This window comes from Flectobacillus rivi, from assembly GCF_030056655.1.
In the GTDB taxonomy this organism is placed as follows: Bacteria; Bacteroidota; Bacteroidia; order Cytophagales; family Spirosomataceae; genus Flectobacillus; species Flectobacillus rivi.
On record NZ_JASHIE010000003.1, the window covers coordinates 1 to 20952 of the forward strand.

At 36.9% G+C, this 20952-nt stretch carries 23 protein-coding genes and 1 tRNA gene; 11 read left to right on the forward strand and 13 right to left on the reverse strand.

The features are described 5' to 3' along the window. Positions 1 to 137: 137 nt before the first annotated feature. Positions 138 to 1751: a replicative DNA helicase gene (dnaB, locus tag QM481_RS04410; RefSeq protein ID WP_283380789.1), complete on the reverse strand. Its 1614-nt coding sequence runs from the start codon at positions 1749 to 1751 to the stop codon at positions 138 to 140. Positions 1752 to 1945: 194 nt separating this feature from the next. Between dnaB and QM481_RS04415 the strand changes: the two genes are divergently transcribed. The 4 genes from QM481_RS04415 (at position 1946) to QM481_RS04430 (ending at position 6354) form a co-directional block, all read left to right on the forward strand. After that, a complete protein-coding gene (locus tag QM481_RS04415; protein ID WP_283380790.1) occupies positions 1946 to 2941 on the forward strand; it encodes a PhoH family protein in 996 nt (331 codons plus the stop codon). Next, positions 2938 to 4236: a M43 family zinc metalloprotease gene (locus QM481_RS04420; RefSeq protein ID WP_283380791.1), complete on the forward strand. Its 1299-nt coding sequence runs from the start codon at positions 2938 to 2940 to the stop codon at positions 4234 to 4236. The genes QM481_RS04415 and QM481_RS04420 overlap by 4 nt, the downstream gene beginning before the upstream one ends. Positions 4237 to 4353: 117 nt before the next feature. After that, positions 4354 to 4986 carry a TetR/AcrR family transcriptional regulator gene (locus QM481_RS04425; protein ID WP_166550194.1) on the forward strand — a complete coding sequence of 211 codons (633 nt, stop codon included), beginning with the start codon at positions 4354 to 4356 and terminating at the stop codon, positions 4984 to 4986. Positions 4987 to 5019: 33 nt separating this feature from the next. Beyond that, entirely contained in the window at positions 5020 to 6354 is a 1335-nt protein-coding gene (locus QM481_RS04430; RefSeq protein WP_283380792.1) for an ABC1 kinase family protein, read from the forward strand. 43 nt (positions 6355 to 6397) lie between these two features. Here the strand turns inward: QM481_RS04430 and QM481_RS04435 are convergent, their stop codons facing one another. After that, entirely contained in the window at positions 6398 to 6793 is a 396-nt protein-coding gene (locus tag QM481_RS04435; protein ID WP_166550196.1) for a DUF3127 domain-containing protein, read from the reverse strand. Between the two features lie 147 nt (positions 6794 to 6940). Between QM481_RS04435 and QM481_RS04440 the strand changes: the two genes are divergently transcribed. Then, positions 6941 to 7024, forward strand: a tRNA-Leu gene (locus QM481_RS04440). 89 nt (positions 7025 to 7113) lie between these two features. On the opposite strand, the gene QM481_RS04445 is transcribed toward QM481_RS04440, so the two are convergent. From QM481_RS04445 to QM481_RS04455, 3 genes are all read right to left on the reverse strand, one after another. Continuing rightward, positions 7114 to 7338: a hypothetical protein gene (locus tag QM481_RS04445; RefSeq protein ID WP_166550197.1), complete on the reverse strand. Its 225-nt coding sequence runs from the start codon at positions 7336 to 7338 to the stop codon at positions 7114 to 7116. A gap of 255 nt (positions 7339 to 7593) precedes the next feature. Next, entirely contained in the window at positions 7594 to 7833 is a 240-nt protein-coding gene (locus tag QM481_RS04450) for a hypothetical protein (protein ID WP_166550198.1), read from the reverse strand. Positions 7834 to 8081: 248 nt separating this feature from the next. Next, positions 8082 to 8696: a deoxynucleoside kinase gene (locus QM481_RS04455; RefSeq protein ID WP_166550199.1), complete on the reverse strand. Its 615-nt coding sequence runs from the start codon at positions 8694 to 8696 to the stop codon at positions 8082 to 8084. A 218-nt stretch (positions 8697 to 8914) separates the two neighbouring features. Here QM481_RS04455 and trhO point away from each other — a divergent pair, with 218 nt between their 5' ends. Next, complete coding sequence (gene trhO / locus QM481_RS04460; RefSeq protein ID WP_166550200.1) at positions 8915 to 9907, forward strand: oxygen-dependent tRNA uridine(34) hydroxylase TrhO; 993 nt, start codon at positions 8915 to 8917, stop codon at positions 9905 to 9907. Between the two features lie 99 nt (positions 9908 to 10006). Further along, positions 10007 to 10873 (forward strand): nucleoside phosphorylase, encoded by an 867-nt coding sequence (locus QM481_RS04465; protein ID WP_283380793.1) that lies wholly within the window; start codon positions 10007 to 10009, stop codon positions 10871 to 10873. A 148-nt stretch (positions 10874 to 11021) separates the two neighbouring features. Here QM481_RS04465 and QM481_RS04470 read toward each other — a convergent pair whose 3' ends face one another. From QM481_RS04470 to QM481_RS04480, 3 genes are all read right to left on the reverse strand, one after another. Continuing rightward, positions 11022 to 11159, reverse strand: coding sequence for a hypothetical protein (locus QM481_RS04470; RefSeq protein ID WP_283380794.1), 138 nt, complete (start codon positions 11157 to 11159; stop codon positions 11022 to 11024). Positions 11160 to 11337: 178 nt separating this feature from the next. Beyond that, positions 11338 to 11832 (reverse strand): GNAT family N-acetyltransferase, encoded by a 495-nt coding sequence (locus QM481_RS04475; protein ID WP_283380795.1) that lies wholly within the window; start codon positions 11830 to 11832, stop codon positions 11338 to 11340. After that, on the reverse strand, positions 11816 to 12388 hold the full coding sequence (locus QM481_RS04480; protein ID WP_283380796.1) for a lysophospholipid acyltransferase family protein: 573 nt from the start codon (positions 12386 to 12388) through the stop codon (positions 11816 to 11818). The genes QM481_RS04475 and QM481_RS04480 overlap by 17 nt, the downstream gene beginning before the upstream one ends. A 348-nt stretch (positions 12389 to 12736) precedes the next feature. On the opposite strand from QM481_RS04480, the gene surE reads away from it, so the two are divergent. Both surE and QM481_RS04490 read left to right on the forward strand, forming a co-directional pair. Next, positions 12737 to 13513: a 5'/3'-nucleotidase SurE gene (gene surE / locus QM481_RS04485; RefSeq protein WP_166550205.1), complete on the forward strand. Its 777-nt coding sequence runs from the start codon at positions 12737 to 12739 to the stop codon at positions 13511 to 13513. 169 nt (positions 13514 to 13682) lie between these two features. Next, entirely contained in the window at positions 13683 to 15224 is a 1542-nt protein-coding gene (locus QM481_RS04490) for a GH3 family acyl-acid amido synthetase (protein ID WP_166550206.1), read from the forward strand. 90 nt (positions 15225 to 15314) lie between these two features. Here QM481_RS04490 and QM481_RS04495 read toward each other — a convergent pair whose 3' ends face one another. From QM481_RS04495 to QM481_RS04515, 5 genes are all read right to left on the reverse strand, one after another. Then, positions 15315 to 15881 (reverse strand): DinB family protein, encoded by a 567-nt coding sequence (locus tag QM481_RS04495; RefSeq protein ID WP_283380797.1) that lies wholly within the window; start codon positions 15879 to 15881, stop codon positions 15315 to 15317. Positions 15882 to 15952: 71 nt separating this feature from the next. After that, positions 15953 to 16546 carry a Crp/Fnr family transcriptional regulator gene (locus tag QM481_RS04500; RefSeq protein WP_283380798.1) on the reverse strand — a complete coding sequence of 198 codons (594 nt, stop codon included), beginning with the start codon at positions 16544 to 16546 and terminating at the stop codon, positions 15953 to 15955. Beyond that, positions 16539 to 17678: a glycerate kinase gene (locus QM481_RS04505; RefSeq protein ID WP_283380799.1), complete on the reverse strand. Its 1140-nt coding sequence runs from the start codon at positions 17676 to 17678 to the stop codon at positions 16539 to 16541. Before QM481_RS04505 ends, QM481_RS04500 begins: the two co-directional genes overlap by 8 nt. 2 nt (positions 17679 to 17680) lie before the next feature. Continuing rightward, positions 17681 to 18295, reverse strand: coding sequence for a LysE family translocator (locus QM481_RS04510; protein ID WP_283380800.1), 615 nt, complete (start codon positions 18293 to 18295; stop codon positions 17681 to 17683). 69 nt (positions 18296 to 18364) lie between these two features. Next, positions 18365 to 18913, reverse strand: a complete 549-nt coding sequence (locus tag QM481_RS04515) for an NUDIX domain-containing protein (RefSeq protein WP_166550211.1) — start codon at positions 18911 to 18913, stop codon at positions 18365 to 18367. A gap of 236 nt (positions 18914 to 19149) precedes the next feature. On the opposite strand from QM481_RS04515, the gene QM481_RS04520 reads away from it, so the two are divergent. Beyond that, positions 19150 to 20133, forward strand: a complete 984-nt coding sequence (locus QM481_RS04520; protein WP_283380801.1) for a cation diffusion facilitator family transporter — start codon at positions 19150 to 19152, stop codon at positions 20131 to 20133. Next, entirely contained in the window at positions 20084 to 20950 is an 867-nt protein-coding gene (locus tag QM481_RS04525) for an alpha/beta fold hydrolase (protein WP_283380802.1), read from the forward strand. The genes QM481_RS04520 and QM481_RS04525 overlap by 50 nt, the downstream gene beginning before the upstream one ends. The last annotated feature ends 2 nt before the right edge of the window (positions 20951 to 20952 follow it).

Consider the following 20952-nt stretch of genomic DNA (forward strand, 5'->3'; position numbering starts at 1 on the left):
CAAGCTTTCGCTATCGTCAAAAACAATACTGTGTTTCAGAATGATTTTCAGGCAAATAAAATTGCGCTCACAAAATAATATTTGCCTGAAAGTTTGATTTTTAATACAGTTCATCACTCAATCAAAACTCACTAATTTTAAAAAGGAACATCTTGATTTGGTGGAGTAGTACCAAAAGATGGCATTTCGCCTCCTCCAGATTGGAAATTATTCATTTTACTTCCTACCGTTCTTGCTCCGCCTTCAAAGGCTGCCATCGTGTCTGGAACAGCTGCAAAAGACTGCAATGAATCCCCACTAGTAAAGCTTGAATAATCTGTAGCATCCAAATCACAATATTTGGTGTACTTACCAATAAATCTCAACTGTACAGTATCTAGAGAACCTGCACGGTTTTTAGCAATAATCAACTCTCCCATTCCAGCAATCGACTGTCCATTTTCGTCTTGCGTAATACCGTAATATTCTGGACGATAAATAAACATTACCATATCCGCATCTTGCTCGATTGACCCAGATTCACGTAAATCGGATAACTGTGGCTTTTTATCTCCTCCACGAGTTTCTACTGCACGGCTCAACTGCGAAAGTGCAATCACAGGAACATCCAACTCTTTGGCCAATTGTTTCAAGGAACGTGAAATCGTCGCAATTTCTTGCTCACGGTTTCCTCCTCCTTTTCCTCCAGTATCGCCTGACATGAGTTGTAGGTAGTCAATCACAATCATTTGAATGTCATGTTGGGCTTTCAAACGACGAGCTTTAGCACGAAGTTCAAGAAGTGACAACGCTGGCGTATCATCAATAAAAATTGGGGCATTAGTTAAACGACCAATTTTTGCATGTAATTGCGCCCATTCATGTGGAGCCAAATTACCTTTTCTTAATTTTTCAGATTCTAATTCAGCTTCTGATGAAATCAAACGATTGACAAGCTGAACCGAGGACATCTCCAAAGAGAATACCGCTACCGCTTGACCAAAATCTACTGCTGCATTACGACAAGCAGAAAGAATCAAGGCTGTTTTACCCATACCTGGGCGAGCAGCGATGATAATCAATTCTGTTTTTTGGAATCCAGAAGTAATTCGATCCAATGCACTAAATCCTGAAGGAACTCCCGTAAGACCATCCTTCTGATTTTTCTTCATTTCTAACTCCAACAAGGCAGCTCGCATAATTTGCGACATATCCGAATAATTTTTACGAATATTGGCCTCTGAAATTCTAAAAAGTTCTTGTTCTACCCTATCCAACAACTGAAATACGTCGGTTGTATCTTCATAAGCCATTTTTTGGATTTCAGAAGATACCGTAATCAATTGTCTCTTTAAAGAATGTTCTACAACAATACGTGCGTGAAATTCGATATTAGCCGCTGAGTTAACTCTTTGCGTTAATTCGGCAAGGTAGGATACCCCACCAGCCATTTCGAGTTCACCATTGGTACGTAATTGATTGGTTACTGTAAGTAAATCTACTGGCTCAGACGCAGCAAAAAGCTGAGTAATGGCTCCATATATTCTTTGGTGTGCTTCTTTATAAAATGAGTCAGGTTTTAAAATGTCTACCACTGCGGTAAGAGCATCCTTCTCTATCATCAAAGCCCCAAGCACAGCTTCTTCCAAATCGACAGCTTGAGGTGGGATTTTACCCAAACCTGTATCCAGCCAACGATTGGTCGCAGATATTCGACCTCCAGCAAAATTGGAGGGCTTTTTAAAGGTATTATTTCTGTTTGACTGTTCCATTAATACAATTTTACAAATATTTTCTCATATTACCACAATCCCATTTTGCAAAAAAAACCTAAGGGTTTGATTTACAGAGTCAAAAAAAAACTTCGAATTAATCTTATAAGAAGCGAACACAAACAAGCGTTATTTTTGTTAGTTTAGTAGCTTATAAGACTAAATCATCGATTAACATTTATTCATTTTTAGATTTGACAGAAAAAATAATTACACTCGAAGACGTTGAGTTAGTTGGTTTCCTTGGCGTTGAAAACAGCAATATCAAAGTAGTAGCTGAAGCTTTTCCACAAAGTAAACTTATCTCCAGAGGTAACGAAATCACCATCAGAGGATCTATTTCTGACATTGTCAAGATTACCGAAATTATTGAGTCGATGGTTGTGCATTTTCAGAAGTACGGCAAAATTACAACAGAACAAGTAAAAACGTATCTTTCTAGGGATAAGAATAATGAAGAAGAGGCTCCTGTAATCATAAAAGAGGACGATGATGTCTTATTGTACGGTACCAAAGGCGTGGTAATTCGCGTGAAGTCGCCCAATCAAAAGAAGCTCATCGATGCCGCAGCGGAAAATGACATCGTATTTGCGATTGGTCCAGCTGGTACAGGAAAAACTTATACAGCGGTTGCCCTTGCGGTAAAAGCGCTTAAAAATAAGGAAGTCAAAAAAATTATCATTACGCGTCCAGCGGTTGAAGCAGGTGAAAACTTAGGTTTTTTACCAGGTGATTTAAAAGAAAAAATTGACCCGTACTTGCGTCCTATCTATGATGCCTTAGACGATATGATTCAGCCAGAAAAGTTGAAGTTCTTTATCGAAAACCGTGTTATAGAAATCGCACCCTTGGCATACATGCGTGGTCGTACCCTGAACAATGCTTTTGTTTTATTGGATGAAGCCCAAAACACCACTCCAATGCAAATGAAAATGTTCTTGACTCGTATGGGGGTTAATTCCAAAGTGATTATCACAGGAGATAAATCACAGATAGACCTACCCACTAAAGTAAAGTCAGGCTTAGTAGAAGCAACTAAGATTCTACAGGGTATCAAAGGGATTTCTTTTATTGAACTAGATGGTAAAGATGTTGTACGTCACCGATTAGTAAGAGACATTATTATGGCTTACGATAAAGCGGATGCGGAAAAAGAAGCACAAAAATCTTATTCATCTTTCCAGAAATGAAAAAAAGTATTTTAAGCGCACTAGCTGTTATCTTTTCATACACCACATTTGCTCAAAGCAAATGTGGTGTTGTATTTCAGGACTCCCTGAATCAAACCATCAACCAAAGATGGTTACAGCAAAAAAGTAGTTTTGAGTATCAGGTTCAGCAATATACCAACGCGCTGAAAGCCTCCAGAACGACGGCATACTCGACAATCCGTATTCCTGTTGTAGTTCATGTTATCCATAATACAGCTAGTAAAACCATTGGCGGAACTAACAATATTAACATCAGTGACGAGCAAATTTTATCGCAGATACAAACCTTAAACGAAGATTACCGCAGAAAAGAGGGCACTGCAGGATTTAATACCAATCCCATCGGAGCTGATATGCAGATAGAATTCTTTTTGGCAGATTCCATCGCTACTGGTGAAACCACTAAAGGTATTACCCGCCATTACTCTAGTAAAGTCGGATTTGACATCATTAAAGAGCTGAGCACTATTACAGCTTTTTCAAAATGGAATCCATACAAATATCTGAATATCTATGTAGTAAAAAGTGGAATCACTTCCACACCAGTCACTATCGGATATTCTGGATTTCCTTTCGATGCCTATTTGCCTGGGCTTATTCCCAATTCTGACGAAACAGCAGAGCAACAACTATTTGATGGTGTTGTAATAGACTACAGATATTTTGGTAAATGTTGTGGGACTATTAGCACAACCTATAACATGGGCAGAACTACCACCCATGAAGTCGGTCACTGGTTAGGCTTATTACATCCTACAGGAGATGTTCGTTGTGGTACAGACTATTGTGATGATACCCCAACGATTGAGAGCCTAAACGCTGGCTTTACTTGCAACAAAATGACCTCTACTTGTGATGGTGTTACAGTAACCAATCAGATTGAGAATTATATGGATTATTCTCCTGATGTGTGTATGAGCCTTTTTACCAATGATCAAAAGATACGGACTAGAGCAGCACTAGAATTAAGTTATCGCAGAAAATCTTTAGTGAATAATTCGACCATTGTTTCTGAAAGTAATTCTCTGCAAGTAAGCGTTGACCCGAATCCTGTCAAAAGTAGTGCAAATATCAAGATACAATTTAGCGGAACTGAAAATATCACGATTCAACTCATTTCTGAAAATGGCAATACCTTAAATGAGTACAACTATCAAAATGTTACCTCCAACTATTTCTTAATTAATACCTCCAGCTATGCAAATGGCATGTATTTTCTAAGAGTAAATACTTCTAAGGAAACTAAAGTTTTGAGAATGTTTATATTGAAATAATAAAAGCCCTCTATGATAAAGCTTTCATAGAGGGCTTTTGTACTTTTATTGAAAATTTTCTTAATTTAATTAAACAAAGTTTTTTTACATCATGTTATCTACACAAACGGAAAGAGTATGGAAAAATCAGAAAAAATCAAACAGGCCTTTATTGAGTATTTTTTGGAAAATGGCGCACATCCAGCTTCAGTTTATGCTTTTACCAAAAAGCTTAAAATGAAAGAAGTAGAATTTTATGAATACTACAATTCATTTGAGTTATTAGAAAGCAGCATTTGGTTGGACTTTTTCAAGGATACTGTTACACGAATCGAAAGCGATTCTATCTATGCAGGATATTCTGTCAGAGAAAAACTATTGGCCTTCTACTACACTTGGATTGAGGTTTTGAAAGAAAATAGAAGTTATGCCTCTCAAACTTGGAGGCTAATTGACAAGCGTAAGTTAAAAACGCCTACTTTTTTAACAGATCTCAAAATCGCCTTTAAAGATTACACACGAGATTTGATTTTGGAAGGAAAAGAAAGTAAGGAGGTTCAACCTAGAAAATACTTGGACGAACGCTATCCAGATGCTTTGTGGCTTCAGCTATTGATGATTTTGGATTTTTGGGTAAAAGACCGTTCGAAGGGGTTTGAACAAACCGATGCCATGATTGAAAAAGCTGTTAATACTTCCTTTGACTTGATGGCTAGCTCTGCATTGGATTCGGTGTTAGACTTTGCCAAATTTTTGTATCAAAATCGTTAATGCTAGTTCGCCCTTAGAATTAGTGCTTTATTTATGAAAGAACAAAATTCGATACCTACCTCCAAAGTAGCCCGCGCAACACAATTTGTAAAAACGGGAGTAAAAATTGGGGGAAATTATCTCAAGCATAATGTCAAAAAAATCATTGACCCTGCTACCTCAAGAGAAGAGTTACACCAAGATAACGCTGAAGACATTTATGAATCATTGAGCGAACTGAAAGGGTCTGCGCTTAAGGTAACGCAAATGTTGAGTATGGATAAGGGATTGTTGCCAAGAGCCTATCGTGAGAAATTTGCGATGTCTCAATATTCTGCCCCTCCGCTTTCTGGACCGTTGGTGGTAAAAACCTTTAAAAAGCATTTCAAAAAATCTCCTAGTGAGCTTTATGATAAGTTTGAAATGAGCGCTTCGAATGCCGCCTCGATTGGACAAGTTCATAAGGCTGAACTCCATGGAAAGCAATTAGCTGTTAAAATTCAATACCCAGGTGTTTCGGAGAGTATTGGTGCAGACCTTAAAATGGTCAAACCTATTGCTATTGCTATGTTTGGTCTCAATGACAAGGATGTAGATAGATACATGGGTGAGGTACATGACCGATTGCTTGAAGAAACTAATTATGTCTTAGAGTTACAACGCTCAGTAGAAATCTCAAAAGCGTGTGCACATATCCCGAATGTCTTTTTTCCAAAGTATTATCCAGAACTTTCATGTGATAAAATTTTGACGATGGATTGGCTCGAGGGTTTACACATGAAGGAGTTTTTGGCAACAAATCCTTCACAAGAAATCAGGAATCAAATTGGGCAAGCGTTATGGGATTTTTATGATTATCAAATTCATAATCTACGCCAAGTCCACGCAGATCCTCATCCAGGCAACTTTTTGATGCGTGGAGATGGCACCATGGGTATTATTGATTTTGGTTGTATTAAGGTAATTCCAGATTTGTTTTACGACAATTATTTTGCCCTAATCAATTTTGATACGTTGGAGGATGAGTCAAAGATGAATGAAATCTTCAAAACTTTAGAGTTTATTGTTGCTTCAGACTCTCCAGAAGAATCAGCATTCTTTTCTAAGTTATTTAAAGAAATGATTTACTTATTGGGTCGTCCGTTTGGAGAAGAAACTTTTGACTTTGCAGATGATAGCTATTTTGAGCAGGTGTATTTGTATGCAGAAAAGCTTCAAAAACTGGACGAGTTGCGAAATTCCAAAGTCGCTAGAGGTTCACAACACGGGCTTTATATCAATCGAACGTATTTTGGTTTATATTCTCTTTTGAATGAATTACGAGCAGAAGTAAGCATTACGAAGCCTGATTGGCTCAAATCTCAAAAACTTAAAGGAGCATTTGTATAAAAAAAATAGCGTTGATTTCTCAACGCTATTTTTTTGTCCTTAATTAGAACGGTAAATCTTCGTCTTCGCTGAATGAAGGCAAATCCACTGATGACGCTTGTGGCGTAGCAGGACGTTGCGCTGGCGCTTGGTAAGAATTTGATGCTGGAGCAGCCGCTGACGATTCTGATGCTAGATCAATGCGATAAGCTCTCAAGTCTGTGTACCAACGGTCGTTGTATTCTCTTGATTCTACACTGAAAGTCACTTTAAGTTTGTCTCCCAAAGCAAATTGTTTCAAATCAGCTGTACGGTCACCCCAAGCTGAGAAGCAAGCTTTCTTAGGATATTGCTCTTGTGTTTCAACCACAAATTCTTGTTTTACCCACTGACCATTTTTACCGCTTCCTGTCTGTTCAGGTTGTACTTTAATCAAAGTACCTTCTAATTCTAATGCCATCAAAAAAAAAGTTTAAAAATAATATGCTAATTTAATTTCTGATTTTCAAATACTTAAAAAAATCCTACATTTTTTATTTAAAAAAAGTGATTAGTACTATTTTGCTTTGTCAATTTATCTCTCTACTTTTGCATCATCAAAGTACAAGGCGATGTGGTGGAATTGGTAGACACGCTACTTTGAGGTGGTAGTGCGGGTAACCGTATGGGAGTTCGAGTCTCCCCATCGTCACAAGCGTCCTGATTAATCAGGACGCTTTTTTTATGTCTAAAGTACAAAAAAACCTCTCAAAATTGAGAGGCTAGACAACCACCATTCTATCATTTTACTTTACTCTTTTTCACATCCGCTCTCTGATAATTTTCTTTGAGTCTTCTAAACTTTTCTTTTTGGTCCTCTATCTTCGTGTAGTAGTCGATATGCTGTTGTTTCCAACTAAAAATGGTAGAAATCGGAATACCTTTTTCACGTGAGATAGCATTCATACTTTTGCCTGAAATCATTTCGTTGAGTATTTCAAAAATCAACTCGCTTGAGTACTTCATTCTCATCTTAATTTAGTGGGTTATATTTGACAAACAAATATCTTTGGTTGCCTTATCATAACTCATAACCCAAAAGATTTTTATATGACGATTCAGACAGAATATAAGCTTCAGACGCAATGATTGCGTCTGAAGCTTAGTAAAAATCTAGCATGGTAGCATCAAAAAAGCGGTCGGAAAATATTTTCCGACCGCTTTTTTGATGAAAATTTGAAGGATAATCCCAATCTTAAAATTCGGGATGACTCATGTTTGTTAATTTTTAAATTCACCTTCAGACATTGCTTTGTAATACATCGCTTTCAGGCGTTTAAATTTTGCCTTTGTTTGTTCCTCGTTGTCTTGTGGCTCCTCCGCAACTTGTTGTTTTAAGACATTCATATAAGAGGTTGAGCTACGAAGCTTTTCTGCCAATTCAGGAAAATTGTACTGTTCATACGCTGAGCTTGACTCATTTTCGTTTTCTTCGGGTTCGTAAAAGTTTTCTCTTGACATTGGGTTTAGGCTTAACGATTATTGTCCTAGTTTTTAAAGGTATTCTATAATTTGAAAATTTAGCTTTTTGTCTGTAATCACAACCACTTGATTTGATCACCAGTTAGGCAATATATTATATAAATGAATCAGCAACCATCATTCTCATAGCATATTGTTGAAATATAGTATATTTTTAAAATATAAACAATGAGTAATATTCTTTTCTCTTTGTTTATATTTTAGTATTTATTGGGAACTTGGTTAATTTATTTTTGATACAAAAGCGCCTTATCAACTTCTTTTATCACATGCTCAAAATGCGCTGCATTGTTGACATAATCTAAATCATTAACATCTATTACCAATAGCTTTCCTTCGGTGTATCCATTGACAAACTCTTCATAATGGTCGTTTAAGTCAGCCAAGTACTGGTGAGATATATTTGCTTCGAAATCACGTCCACGTTTCTCGATTTGACGAACTAATTTAGGTAAATCAGCTTTCAAATAGATAGTCAAATCTGGCGCTTTTACGGTTTGCATCATCAAATCGAAGATACCACGGTAAGTACCGTAGTCATTTTCGCTCATAATACCTGTTTTGTAAAGGTTCATGGCAAAAATAAAAGCATCTTCATAAATAGTGCGATCTTGAATAATACGACGGTTAGAACGTTGTATTTGCATTACTTGTTCGTAACGACTTTTCAAAAAATACATTTGTAGATGAAAGGCCCAACGAGGCATATCCGAATAAAACTCGGCCAAATAAGGATTACCTTCAACCGCTTCGAAAAGCACTTCCCAACCAAAATGCTCTGCCAATTTGCTGGCTAAAGTAGTTTTTCCTGCGCCGATATTTCCTGTAACTGCTATGTGCATAAAATGAAAATGATGATGAGATATGAATTCTTGTGCGAGGTCTATTTCGCACTCGAGAAATAACGTTTTTCTTTTTTAAAACGGTGCAAAGGTCTATTTTTTTACCTCAAAATCCAAACTCAACCCATCAAGGAAGGTTCAATCATTTTGTGACATTGCTATAACTTAATTATCTTTGCAACTTAAATCATTTTTTTAATCTGTAACTCATGTTGAAGATGAAGCCATACAGAGTGCTTTTATATTACAACTATACTCCTATTCCCAATCCTGAGGAATATAGAGAAATTCACCACTTATATTGTATCGAGAACAACCTCTTAGGTCGTATTATCGTAGCATCAGAAGGCTTAAACGGAACTGTATCTGGCTTAGCGGAAGATTGTGAGAAATACATGAATTGGTTGGAAAACGACCCTATTTTTGCAGGAAGTGACTTTGACTTCAAAGTTGAAGAGCATGACACACACGCTTTTGCCAAATTGCACGTTCGTGTCAAAGAAGAAATCGTTAATTCAGATTTACCAGTTAATCCGCGCGTTCGTACAGGTAAACACCTTGAACCAGCAGATTTTAAGGAATTATTGAAAAATGATCCTGATGTCGTTTTGGTAGATATGCGTTCAAACTATGAGCACTCGGTTGGAAAGTTTAAAGGTGCTGTCACGTTTGATATGGAAACCTTGCGCGAACTGCCTGACCATGTTCATGAAATTGAACACCTAAAAGACAAGAAAATCATTACCTATTGCACAGGTGGTATCAAATGCGAAAAAGCTTCAGCCTATTTGATTGACCAAGGTTTTGAAAATGTATATCAATTACATGGAGGTATTATCAAATACGGATTAGAGGAAGGTGGAGAGGATTTTGAAGGCAAATGTTATGTATTTGATAATCGTGTGACAACTTCTGTAAATACGGTGAATCCAGAGGTTATATCAAAATGTCATATTTGCGAAACGATTAGCGACCACATGGTCAATTGTGCCAATCCTGAATGTAATGAGCACGTGCCTATTTGTCCTAGTTGTTTAGAAAAAATGGAAGGAGCTTGTTCTGAAGAATGTAAAAATCACCCTCGCAAGCGCCCGTATAATCCTTCTGGGTATTACAGCAAACAGTCTGACAATTACTCGCCAGAATTTGGATTCAAAAGTCGCCAGAAAACAAATGTAGATTATTCTAGCTTTCAGCTTAGCGCAGAATAATTAAAATTTGATACAAAATACAAACCTCTCATTTCGATGAGAGGTTTTTTATTTTTAACTTAGGAAATACGTAAATCAACAATCTTAAAAAAACAACCTATGAAATCAATTTCTGAAACCGACTTAATTCTAAATCCTGATGGAAGCATATATCATTTGAACTTACGCCCTGAAGATATTGCTAATACCATCATTACGGTAGGCGACCCTGACCGTGTGGAGGTAGTTTCTAAATATTTTGACAAAATAGAAAAAAAGGTATCGAAACGTGAGTTTGTGACGCACACAGGATATATCGGCAACACTCGACTGTCTGTGATTTCTAGTGGTATTGGTACCGATAATGTCGAAATTTTGATGAATGAACTGGATGCCCTCGTGAATGTCGATTTATCTACTCGAACTGTTAAACAAGCTCATACTAGCCTCAATATCGTACGGATAGGCACATCAGGAAGTCTACAAGAAAGTATTCCAGTGGATAGCTACGTGGTGTCAAAAAGAGGAATTGGGTTTGATGCTTTGGGGCATTTTTATCCAACTACAACATCTTCCTTTTCCGAAGCGGTTCAAGCACAAATGAACTTGGATTTTCTATCTTACACATCATTTGGCTCTCAAAAACTTTATGATTTACTTTTTGACAATAAGAATCCCTTGTATTTTGAAGGAAATACCGTGACTTGTCCAGGGTTTTATGCACCGCAAGGAAGAGTCTTAAGATATAGTCCTAAACAAGAAAATTTACTTCAAAAATTTAATCAATTTTCATTTCAAGGAAATGTGTTAACGAATTTGGAGATGGAAACGGCAGGATATTATTTATTTGGAGAGTTATTGGGTCATGAAGTACTTTCGATGAGCGCTATCGTAGCGTCAAGAATGACGCATCAATTTTCAAAAAATCCAGAAAAACATACCGAAAGTTTGATTCAGCAAGTGCTTGAAAAAATTACAATGCTATAAAATAAATTGAGTGAGTGATTATGTAAAAATTTGTATTCTAGGCTTAAGACGCAATGATTCTGTCTTAAGCCTAGTCATATCTAGCATAGTGGCATCAAAAAATCGGAGAATAATCCCAATCCTAGACATTCGGAAGGAATCATATTTGTTAATTTCCTGCTTTTTTAGCCTTCCATTCCTCTTTGAGTGCTTTTCGTTCTTCTGGACTTAAGCTTCTCCATTTTTCTACCAGTTCTTTTCTTTTACCTTTTAAAGCCGCTTTTTCTTCTGGGGATAAAGAATCCATCTTTGCTTTACGGGCTGCAGCTTTTTCTTCTAACTTGGTTTTCTTGACTTGTTTGAGAGTTTATTAAAATTATACCATCTAATACTATTATCCCTAAAACAAGAAAGACTTCTAGATAGTAAGGAGTTAAAACTTTCACGTAGCATCCTTTACAAATTTCTATTTTTTATGATTTATCCTAGACATCCAACTGCATCACATAATCATTCATCCAATAATCATTACCGATATTAATATCCTCCTCTTTAATGATTTTAAAACCCTGTTTCTCATAAAAACCAATCGCTTTATTATTGCGATTTACGTTTAAATGAACAAATTTTAATCCTTGTTGCTTAGCATATTTTGCCACTTCCTGAATCAATAATTTTCCAATGCCTTTACCTTGGGCAGCGGGGAGCATATACAGTTTATGAAGTTTCATCACCTCATCATCTTTGGGCTCGAAACCAGCAAATCCGAGCGGGGATTCACCTTCGTAAGCAAAAATAAAGGTATTGGTCTCAAACTGTCGGGTCAAGGATTCTGAAGAATACATCATGTCTAACATAAACAGCGTCTGCTCTTCAGTCAAGATATGTCCATAAGTGGGTCGCCAAGTTTGTTCGGCAATAGATTGAATCAGAGGAATATCCTCAACGGTAGCATTTTTTAAGTTAATCGAGTTTTGCATCCTTTAATGAAAAGTATTCTGGGTGTTTTGGGGTAATATTTTTATAAAACGATTGAATCTTGGGTAAATCCTCCTCATAATTCCCTGAAGGCTGAAATACCCCTAAAAATCCTGCTTCTTTTTTTCCAAAATCTAAAAAGCCAAGCACAATTGGTACACCAGCATTTTTGGCGATGTGATAAAAACCAGATTTCCACTCGCTTGTGTAGGATCGGGTGCCTTCAGCTGGAACAAGCAATTGCATTTCAGGAGCATTTATGAGTAAATCTGTCATCATCTGCACCAAATTGTTCTTCTGAGAACGATTAACAGGAATTCCTCCTAAGCCACGAATTATGAGACCCAACGGAAATTTAAAAAGTGAATCCTTTGCCAGATAGCGAATCTTACAACCCATAGCATAAAGGGTTGCCATAGCATACGGATAATCCCAATTGGACGTATGTGGCACAGCAATAATCACAGCTTTGGGATATTTCTTAATTCCTAAGGGAGTCTTATCTACAATCTTCCAGCCACTTAGCTGTAAAATCAGTTTACCAATAATTTTCAACATGGCATAATTGAGGTCAAAACTAAATTTAATCTCTAAAAGCCTATTATCTTTGGGTCAAAATCAATAGACACATTGAGAACAAGCTTCAAGATAACGACAAAATTTGAGGTTGTTTTTGTTTATTGTATTTCAAATGTAATCATTTTTCCTTTGGGAGAAAACGTTATTTGTGATTAGTCATTCGCTAAAGAAAAGAAGTTATTGTAATTAGTTGAACCGTTATGAAATCCATACAAACTATCAATAGATTGCGAGTATCCTCAATAATGAATATACTATTAAATCATTACGCCAACTCAAACTCACGAATAACTACAAACTAAAACAATCCCTAAAATCAACTTTGCAATGCAAAAGCCATTAATTCTTATTTCAAACGACGACTCAATCGCTTCTAAAGGTATCAAAACACTCGCTGCCATTATGTCACAATTAGGTGAAGTTGTTGTGGTTGCACCCGACTCTCATCAATCAGGTATGGGCCACGCTATTACGCTTGATCGCCCTTTGCGTGTGAGTGAAGTGCCCAATTTTTTACCAGATGTCAAAGCCTATAAGTGCAGCGGTACTCCAGCGGATTGTGTTAAATTTGGAAAACATTTTATTCTAAAAGGTCGTAAGATTGATTTGGTAGTGAGTGGGATTAATCATGGTTCCAACTCTTCGATTGCTGTCATTTACAGCGGAACGATGTCGGCTGCTATCGAAGCAGCGATTGAGGGTATTCCTGCCATTGGCTTTTCATTATGTGAATTTGGGGCTGATATTGAGTTTGGTCATGGCGAGCCATATATCAAGCAAATTGCTCAGACTATTCTAGCAAATGGTCTACCACACGGCGTAGCCTTGAATGTGAATATTCCAGCTAAGTCTGAAGAGGCAATCAAAGGAATCAAGATATGCCGCCAAACAGATGCGCTTTTCAGAGAATCCTTCGAAGAAAGAAAAGACCCTTACGGAAGAGCCTATTATTGGATGGATGGTTATTTGCAGAATGATGATAAAGGCGGAAATACCGATGAAGACGCATTAAAAGAAAATTATATTGCCATTGTACCTGTAAAATTCGATTTGACTGATTATAAAGCGATTGATGTATTAAAATCCCTTCAATTGGGGGAGTAAATGCTAAATCTCAGTTAAGAATTTAACATTTACATTATTTTAACCTCAAAATTTAACAATAACTTTGAAAATCATTTTTCATCATACAGAGATTAAGTAGCAATGTTGCTTTGTAATTCAGTACCAAGATCATTATGTTCTTTTTCTCTATCAAAATATTAATCATAATATGGCAATAGTCGGTAATCTACTTAAGAAAGGAATTGGTTTGACAACTGTGATTCAACGTAAAAAAACGAATCATGCCAAACTACAGAAAAAGACACTTATTAAGTTATTGAATAAAGCCCGATTTACGCAATTTGGAGATAAATACAATTTTGAAGACATCATGAATGCAGCTTTGTTTTCGGATGACAAAGAGTATTATACCAAATTTAAAAATCAAGTACCTGTTTATGATTACAATAAAATGTATAGTGAATGGTGGTATAAAGCTCACGAAGGAGAGAAAAATGTTGCGTGGCCGGGGCGTGTAAAATATTTTGCTTTAAGTTCGGGTACCTCAGAGGCCGCCTCCAAACATATTCCTGTGACAAAGGATATGGTAAAGGCTATTCATAGAACGTCTATTCGTCAGATTCTGTCCTTGGGTGCCTATAAAAACTTACCTCCTCAGCTCTACGAAAAAGGATATTTGATGCTCGGTGGTAGCACTGAATTACAACAAATGGGAACTCATTATGAAGGTGATTTAAGTGGTATTACCGCAGGAAAGATTCCCTTTTGGTTTGAAAGATTTTATAAGCCTGGTAAAAAAATAGCTGCTACTCGTGATTGGAGCGAGAAATTAGATAAAATCACCAAACAAGCTAAAAATTGGGATATTGGCTTTATTGTGGGCGTTCCAGCATGGATTCAGTTATTGATGGAAAAAATCATCAAGGAATATGGTGTCAATAATATCCACGATATTTGGCCAAATTTGGAGATATTCTGTCATGGTGGCGTGAGTTTTGAACCTTACAAACAAGGTTTTGAAAAACTCCTCGGTCGTCCGATTACTTATATCGAAACCTATTTGGCATCAGAAGGATTTCTGGCATATCAAACGCACCCAAATAGCGATATGCGTCTGGTGCTCAACAATGGTATTTTCTTCGAATTTGTGCCTTTCAACGAAAACAACTTTGATTCGGATGGAGCAATGGTCGAACGTCCTGAAACTTTGATGATTGACGAAGTAGAAGAAGGTAAAGAGTATGCTTTGCTTATTTCTACGGTATCAGGAACATGGCGATACTTGATTGGCGATACCATTAAATTTACCAATAAGAAAAATGCAGAAATTGTTATTACAGGTCGTACGAAGCACTTTTTAAGTCTTTGTGGCGAACACCTTTCTGTCGATAACATGAACAAAGCGATTGAATTGGCTTCTAAACATTTCAATATCGATATTAGAGAGTTTACGGTTGTTGGGAAAAAGGTAGAAACCACCTTCGCGCATCACTGGTACGTTGGCACTGACGATAAAATAGAAGCGGAAGCCTTAGAACAATTTATTGACAAAACCCTTTGTGAAATAAACGATGATTATCCTGTAGAAAGAAAGCACGCACTTCGTGAAATGAAAGTGAGGGTACTTCCTGCTAAAACTTTCTATGATTTCATGGCATCGAAAGGAAAAACGGGTGGTCAAAATAAATTTCCAAGGGTGATCAAGAAAAAAGAGCAAATTGAAGATTGGGAAAATTTCTTATCAAAATAAATATAAAGATTGAATGAATTCTTTCATTCCTCTTTAAGCATCAAAAAGGCGATCGAAACTAGGTTTTCGGTCGCCTTTTTTAATGAATTGCTATTTTCCCTTTAAATTCCGCTCTGCTTGGAGTATATGTCTCTCTTGATGGATTATTAAAAAATAAAGTGCATCAGCTAATCTTAATGTCAAAAATTTCGCAATTGAAATAGGAATCGTAATCTGATTGAGTTGATAATTTCTGGCAAGCTTAAGCACTTCCAGTAAATTCTTTTGATGGGATATAAAAGTATCTAATACCTCGAGAGCAGGAAGCTCGGTGTCTGGAATATAGCCTTTCATAGCTTTAAACTTACTTTTTCCTGTTTCGGGATGCATGCTTTTAATCGCCAATCTTCCTAACCATGTCGATTTGATGGAATGATTCTGTAAGTATTTCTCATGAGTTGAAATTCCATGTCGGAAACTAGCCAAATAATAGTCGCTATAGGCATTTAGATGCGACAAGCATTGAGCCATACTCCAACCGCCTGTATTGCTAGGCTGTAGTAGGATTGTAACATCGATAGACTGTCGCCATTCAACGGTTTTATCTAATTGTTTTTCTGCTAGTTGAGTCAAAAAATCGAGCAATTCTTCCTTTGTATCAAAATAAGTTAGTGCCATAAAGTAAAATAGTTTATTTCGGGACAAAGGTATATTCTCAACAAATGATAAATCTTGGTATTTTCTAAGATTTACAATTTAACAGTATTGAGAAACTTACTGAAATTGGTGGCATCGATACCAATATAATTTGCTAAATACTTTTGCGGAACAATCTGGAGGATATGTGGACTGCGTTTCAATAAAATCCGAAATTTTTCTTCCGCCGAATAGCATTGTATTTCCACTAATCTTTCGAGCAGACCACTGAAGGCATACAGCAAACCTTCAAATAATAGGTTATGAATAGCTGGATAGATTTTCCCCAAGGCTCGAACCTCATTAATGTTGGCACGAAGTAGTATAGATTTGGTGAGAGTTTCATAGGTATATTGGGTAGCTCTACCAGTTAACATTGAATCCAAAATCCCACCAAAATTCCCTTGATAGGTAAACAAAATGGTAGCTTCATGACCCAAATCGTCTTGAAAAACGATTCTTTGAACACCTTCTACCACAAAATACAAATATTTTTCAGTAGAACCCGACTCTGTGAGTACAGATTTTCGACTGAAGTTAACTGGCTTGAATAGTGCATAGAATTTCTGTAATTCTTCTTGATTAAGAATCTCAAAAGCATTAACTGTTCGTTCGAACAAGCAATATGACTCCTCAAGATTATCCATGTTGAATCATTTTGAGCATTTTTCCGATAACTTTTCCTTTTTGAACAAGGAGTTCGCTACAGTTTTTAAGAGAATTCTCCAAGGTTTCTGGACCCGTTTGTATGGCACTCACATATACCATTTCTGGAATCTCCAAAAGCTTATCAAGCTCTTGAATCTGTCCAGCTATTCCGAAAATAGGCTTTTGATACATTTTAGCGTATTTCAAAACTTCCGAAAGCACCTTTCCTTGAAAAGATTGGATATCAATACGACCTTCACCTGTAATAACTATATCCGATTGCTCGATAGCAGAGGATAAAGCCATTGTTTCGAAAACCCATTGGGCAGCGGAAATGATTTTTCCACCCAAAAAACAAATCCCACCTGCACCCATTCCTCCACCTGCACCCGCACCAGCAATCTCTTGAGTATCAATCGAAAAAGTATCTTTCAACAACCGATGAATATGTTCTAGACCATGATTCAATGCAACAACCTGCTCGGGGCTTGCTCCTTTCTGTGGAGCATACACGTAAGCAGCACCATTTTTCCCAAAAAGAGGATTTGTCACATCTGTTGCCACATAAAATTCAGTCTGACAAATTCTTTTATCGATACGCTCAGTATTAATGATGGCGATTTTCCCTACATTTTCTCCTGATGCCTCTAATTTATTTCCTTTTTCATCTAAAAATTCATACCCTAGCGCTTTCGCCATACCCATTCCCACATCGTTTGTAGCGCTTCCTCCTACCGTCAAAAATATCTTTTTAGCTCCTTGTTCAAGCGCATCTTTAACCAATATACCTGTACCAAAAGTAGATGTTTGCATGACATTTCTGTCCTCTGGTAAAAGTAACTCTAACCCAGAGGCTTTTGCCATTTCGATAACAGCTGTTTTTTGTTCAGCGATCCACAAATAACTAGTCTCAATAGGACGGTGTAGTGGATCAAAGGTTTGTACAAACTGATAAGTTCCATTCAACGCCAATTTCAGAGCCTCCAGCGTACCTTCTCCCCCATCTGCTAATGGTTTCTGTTGTATTTGAGATAGAGGAAAAGTACAAAGGATGCCGTCAGAAATCGCCTTACAAACCTCTGTAGCAGAAAGAGCATCTTTGAAAGAATCACAAGCGATGAGGATTTTCATGGTTAAATCATAAACTGTTTGTACAAGATAGCCATAGCCGAACCAATGAATACTAAGCCAGCGACTTGGTTAATGCGTGTGATGATTTTAGGCGTAAGCACCTTTTTCATTTTATTGGCATAATAAGAGATAAGCGACTCTGCAAGCATAGTGGCTACCAAACTCAAGCAAAAGAAAATGATGATTTGTCCTAAGTCGAAATGTTGCGCTCCTTTTAAGTAGGTAGATGTACCAAATACTGCAATGTAATTGGAAGGATTGAGCAGATTAAGAAATAGCCCTGAGGTAAAATAGTACAATACGGTGCCAAATTTTGTTTTGGGATACACTAACTGAGGCTGTTGTTTGAAAATACTGATTAATCCCAAACCTATTAATAACACCGCTCCACCAACAGATAAATACATATCAAAATTGTCGATTTGAGGCAAAAAAGCGGTTCCAAAAACTGCCAAAAACATTAATATAGCATCTGCGGCTGTTACTCCTAAGGCTATCAACATACCACTTTTATAGCCATTATCAATACTCGTTTGTATCAATCTAAAAAAGGCTGGTCCAAATGTAAAACATAGAATAAAGCCATACAAAAAGCCAAAAAACGCTGCTGTTATCATACAAAATATCTTAAAATTTGGTTGGGTTTAAAAGGTAGCCCTTTGTCCCAAACAAAATGTTCTTCCTAATTAAATTCCTTTCAACCTAGCTACTTTTAACAAGGCTGCAATACTCAACGAGTCTGTGATTTCTGAATTCATCACCATTTCGATAGCTTTTGACAAACTCACTTTTTGAATCTTCAAAATTTCAGTATCATCTGGCTCTGATTCTCCAAAAGTGAGATTTTCGGCTAAATACATATAACCCACTTCGTCTGTTACAGAATTTGAAGTATGGATGCGTCCTAACTCAGTCCAGCTTTCGGCAGAAATTCCTGTTTCTTCTTTCAATTCACGCTTAGCCGATTCCAGACTTTCTACGTTCAACGCTCCGCCGCCCATCGGAATTTCCCATGAATATTCCTCTAAAGGATAACGGTATTGTCCTACCAGCCAAGTATTTAGTTCGCTGTCGACAGGAACAATTGCAATGGCTTTGTTTTTAAAATGCGCTACCCCATAAATACCAGGTTCGCCGTTAGGTTTAATCACTTCCTCGTGTCGAATACTTACCCATGGATTGTCGTATACTTGGGTAGAAGAGGTTTTGGTCCAAGGATTTTTTTCTTTTGTCATATCACAAAGGTAGAGTAAGAAGCTGAGATACAAAACAGGAAATATTACGTTTTATTTGAACTATTCCGAAATCGATTCGGTTTTCTAAATCATTCCCTATATTTTTCGTTTGACAAACTGAAGGCTTAAAAGAAAATTGGAGTCGTATTTTTTTCAAAATGGTAAAGGATAAATAAAGCATCCTCAACCAGTAATCAACTCCCTTTCAGTACCTTTGTGGAAATTCTTACAATACCATGACCCCTAAATATCGGATTATCCTAGCTTCGTTTGTAGTTAGTACTTTTTTAATGATAGTCAAATTTGTGGCCTATTACATGACCTATTCAAGTGCTATTCTGACTGATGCCCTTGAATCAATCATTAATGTAGTAGCTAGCGGATTTGCTTTTTATGCCATCTACCTAGCTTCACAGCCCAAAGACCTTAACCACCCGTATGGGCATGGAAAAATTGAATTTTTTTCGGCAGGATTAGAAGGTGTTTTGATTGTCTTGGCAAGTATCTTTATCATATTTCATGCGGTACAAAACTTCTTTAACCCACAGCCTCTTTCTGACCTTCCCTTGGGCTTAGGCATTATTATTTCTGGCGTTATTGTCAATTGGTTTTTAGGATATTACATTGAAAAAGAAGGTATTAAATATCAGTCTCCAACTTTAATAGCAGATGGAAAACACCTCAAATTAGATGCCCAAAGTGGTGTCATATTGATTGCAGCCGTTGCGTTGGTGGTTTTTACCAAATCTGCATGGGTGGATGGTGTAGCTTCTGTAATATTTGCACTTTATATGGGTTGGAGTGGGATAAAAATCATGCGAAAATCAATAGGTGGTTTGATGGATGAAACCGACCAAGAAACATTGGAGAAAGTAGTCCAAATTTTGAAAAATAATAAAAAATCTGAATGGATAGATATTCATAATTTGAGAATCCAACACTACGGTGCCGATCTTCATATTGACTGCCATATCACTTTGCCGCGTTATTATAATCTTGAAGTTGTGCATGCTAATGTGCATGAATTTGAGGATATTTTAGGCGCTGAATTTCAAGGTAATGTAGAAATATTCATTCATGCCGACCCATGTTTAGATGATTGCTGTTACTATTGTAAAGTGCAGGATTGTCCTATAAGAAAGTTTCCTGTTTCCAAAAATATTGAATGGAATGAAGTCAATTTATCGCTTAATCAAAAACACTTCATTGAAAGCATATAGTCTTATTTTGTTGGCATTTGTCTGTAGTATATTAGGTCTGAGTGGTTGTTTGCAAGGTTTTACTATGAGCACCAGCCAAGTGGATGAATACTATGCGGCTTTGCCTCCCAAGCCTGACTTTAGTTATGCAGAATATGAGCATAAAAAAATATATTTTGCTCAATCAACCAACATCAGTCACAAACTGCTATTTCTTATACATGGAGCACCTGGTGCATGGTTTGGGTACAAAGATTATTTGAACGACTCGTTGCTATTGAAGGAATTTAAAATCGTAGCAGCAGACCGATTCGGATATAATCACTCTGATAAAAAGTTGGTATCTATCGATGAACAGGCAAAAGCATTTTATGAGTTACTTAAAAAGTATCCTGACTACGAAATTACCGTAGTGGGACGTTCGTATGGAGCTGCCATTGCAGCCAAATTAGCGATGGATTATCCCAATTTGGTCAAAAAACTGTTTCTAATTTCACCAGCTTGTGCGCCAAAATTAGAAAAATACTGGTGGTTCTCGAAACCTGTAAATTCGGATTTTGTGAAATTTTTCTTGCCCTATTATGTAAATAGAGCCAGTGAAGAAAAGTTTGATCACCAAAAACAACTGTTGAACTTAGAAAATGATTGGCGTAAAATACACTGCCCAGTGGTTATTTTGCAGGGAGGGAAAGATTGGATTATTGATACCCGAAATGGAGCTTATTTGGATTCAATGATTACTGAAGCGCCCAAACAATTTATTTATCTACCAGATAATGGGCATTTATTGACCGCAGAAAGAAAGGATTTGATAAAAGAATTGTTATTAAAACCGTAGAC

Bases quoted from the DNA above. Each gene is read 5' to 3' on its own strand.
- QM481_RS04505 (WP_283380799.1), bottom strand. From the start codon at position 17,678: ATGAAAATCCTCATCGCTTGTGATTCTTTCAAAGATGCTCTTTCTGCT.
- QM481_RS04475 (WP_283380795.1), bottom strand. From the start codon at position 11,832: ATGCAAAACTCGATTAACTTAAAAAATGCTACCGTTGAGGATATTCCT.
- dnaB (WP_283380789.1), bottom strand. From the start codon at position 1,751: ATGGAACAGTCAAACAGAAATAATACCTTTAAAAAGCCCTCCAATTTT.
- QM481_RS04445 (WP_166550197.1), bottom strand. From the start codon at position 7,338: ATGAAGTACTCAAGCGAGTTGATTTTTGAAATACTCAACGAAATGATT.
- QM481_RS04490 (WP_166550206.1), top strand. From the start codon at position 13,683: ATGGCAATAGTCGGTAATCTACTTAAGAAAGGAATTGGTTTGACAACT.
- surE (WP_166550205.1), top strand. From the start codon at position 12,737: ATGCAAAAGCCATTAATTCTTATTTCAAACGACGACTCAATCGCTTCT.
- QM481_RS04465 (WP_283380793.1), top strand. From the start codon at position 10,007: ATGAAATCAATTTCTGAAACCGACTTAATTCTAAATCCTGATGGAAGC.
- QM481_RS04450 (WP_166550198.1), bottom strand. From the start codon at position 7,833: ATGTCAAGAGAAAACTTTTACGAACCCGAAGAAAACGAAAATGAGTCA.
- QM481_RS04480 (WP_283380796.1), bottom strand. From the start codon at position 12,388: ATGTTGAAAATTATTGGTAAACTGATTTTACAGCTAAGTGGCTGGAAG.
- QM481_RS04515 (WP_166550211.1), bottom strand. From the start codon at position 18,913: ATGACAAAAGAAAAAAATCCTTGGACCAAAACCTCTTCTACCCAAGTA.
- QM481_RS04435 (WP_166550196.1), bottom strand. From the start codon at position 6,793: ATGGCATTAGAATTAGAAGGTACTTTGATTAAAGTACAACCTGAACAG.
- trhO (WP_166550200.1), top strand. From the start codon at position 8,915: ATGAAGCCATACAGAGTGCTTTTATATTACAACTATACTCCTATTCCC.
- QM481_RS04470 (WP_283380794.1), bottom strand. From the start codon at position 11,159: ATGGATTCTTTATCCCCAGAAGAAAAAGCGGCTTTAAAAGGTAAAAGA.
- QM481_RS04430 (WP_283380792.1), top strand. From the start codon at position 5,020: ATGAAAGAACAAAATTCGATACCTACCTCCAAAGTAGCCCGCGCAACA.
- QM481_RS04425 (WP_166550194.1), top strand. From the start codon at position 4,354: ATGGAAAAATCAGAAAAAATCAAACAGGCCTTTATTGAGTATTTTTTG.
- QM481_RS04510 (WP_283380800.1), bottom strand. From the start codon at position 18,295: ATGATAACAGCAGCGTTTTTTGGCTTTTTGTATGGCTTTATTCTATGT.
- QM481_RS04495 (WP_283380797.1), bottom strand. From the start codon at position 15,881: ATGGCACTAACTTATTTTGATACAAAGGAAGAATTGCTCGATTTTTTG.
- QM481_RS04500 (WP_283380798.1), bottom strand. From the start codon at position 16,546: ATGGATAATCTTGAGGAGTCATATTGCTTGTTCGAACGAACAGTTAAT.
- QM481_RS04455 (WP_166550199.1), bottom strand. From the start codon at position 8,696: ATGCACATAGCAGTTACAGGAAATATCGGCGCAGGAAAAACTACTTTA.
- QM481_RS04525 (WP_283380802.1), top strand. From the start codon at position 20,084: ATGAAGTCAATTTATCGCTTAATCAAAAACACTTCATTGAAAGCATAT.
- QM481_RS04420 (WP_283380791.1), top strand. From the start codon at position 2,938: ATGAAAAAAAGTATTTTAAGCGCACTAGCTGTTATCTTTTCATACACC.
- QM481_RS04520 (WP_283380801.1), top strand. From the start codon at position 19,150: ATGACCCCTAAATATCGGATTATCCTAGCTTCGTTTGTAGTTAGTACT.